Consider the following 1073-nt stretch of genomic DNA (forward strand, 5'->3'; position numbering starts at 1 on the left):
ATAAACATGCTTTTAAAGCCTTTTAAAACACCAGAGTTTTTAAGTGTATAAAAACAGAAACCGCCTTTAAAAGACGGTTTCTAATTATAATTTTAGGATACATTATGGGCTTGTGCAACGGTTACCGTTGTTGTAAACTGTGCTTTTATTTTTTTTCAAACATTCTTAAATATTTCGATTCAGATATTTTGTTTCTGTAAACTACAATTAAAATTGATGTGATAAAACTTGTAATAGTCAGAATTAGAAAAATAATTGGTGTTGCTTTTAAAATCAAATTATTATGTTCGATTTCTTTAACATAGTTCATTTTCTCGGTTTCTGTATTTAAGGTAGAATAATAATAGGATTCAGTTGGATTAAACACTCCATATTTTTTGCTAACGGCTGAATTTATTGTTGCTAAAAGGAAGTAACAAGAACTAATAATTAATATTATAGAAATGAAGTTTAAAACTATTTTTTTCTTTTTATCAGAGTTCATTTTTTTGCCATTAATTTTCTATAATACTTTTCTTGTTCAGTTTCATTTCTTGCGTTTTCAAATAACTCAAATAGTCCAAACCAATAAAGTCTTTCATTCATTGTCATTCCACCAATTCCGTTAATCGCAGAATCTCTAAATTCCGACCACATTCCGTAAACTTTTTCAAAATCCGCTTTTTTGTCAATCCACGCATTTCCAAGATACCTTTCAACACTTTCTTTTAATTCAACAGTATTTTGTTCGTCAGTTTTCCATTTTTGGATAAATTCCGCCAACTCTTGAACATTTTTTTCAGATGATACTTTTCTAATATTTTTTGTCAATTCATCAATATTCATTTCCGCAAGAGTGGTTTTTCAGCATTGTTTACAACGGTCTCGGCTATGAGTAGTTGCGTGGGTTAGCACTTTACTTTGCAAGTACACACCAAGTTGGAAATTCCGCAGGAATTTCCAAAGTAGGCGAGAACAAGCAATTACTTATAGCCATTGTGTCCGTTGCACAAGACTTGCTAAATATACAGAAATTTCGTATATTTAATAATGCAAGGCACAAAAATATTTCAAGAAAAGCTATTCAATCAATT

2 protein-coding genes are annotated in these 1073 nt (G+C 29.9%); both read right to left on the reverse strand.

The window, feature by feature from the left end; genetic code table 11:
• Nucleotides 1-145: 145 nt before the first annotated feature.
• Complete coding sequence (locus tag J1D01_RS17425) at nucleotides 146-484, reverse strand: hypothetical protein (RefSeq protein WP_421151782.1); 339 nt, start codon at nucleotides 482-484, stop codon at nucleotides 146-148.
• Nucleotides 481-825, reverse strand: a complete 345-nt coding sequence (locus tag J1D01_RS17430) for a hypothetical protein (RefSeq protein WP_421151783.1) — start codon at nucleotides 823-825, stop codon at nucleotides 481-483. Before J1D01_RS17430 ends, J1D01_RS17425 begins: the two co-directional genes overlap by 4 nt.
• Between the last annotated feature and the right edge of the window lie 248 nt (nucleotides 826-1073).

The organism is Seonamhaeicola sp. NFXS20 (assembly GCF_049132085.1).
Classification (GTDB): domain Bacteria; phylum Bacteroidota; class Bacteroidia; order Flavobacteriales; family Flavobacteriaceae; genus Seonamhaeicola.

Bases quoted from the DNA above. Each gene is read 5' to 3' on its own strand.
- J1D01_RS17430 (WP_421151783.1), bottom strand. From the start codon at position 825: ATGAATATTGATGAATTGACAAAAAATATTAGAAAAGTATCATCTGAA.
- J1D01_RS17425 (WP_421151782.1), bottom strand. From the start codon at position 484: ATGAACTCTGATAAAAAGAAAAAAATAGTTTTAAACTTCATTTCTATA.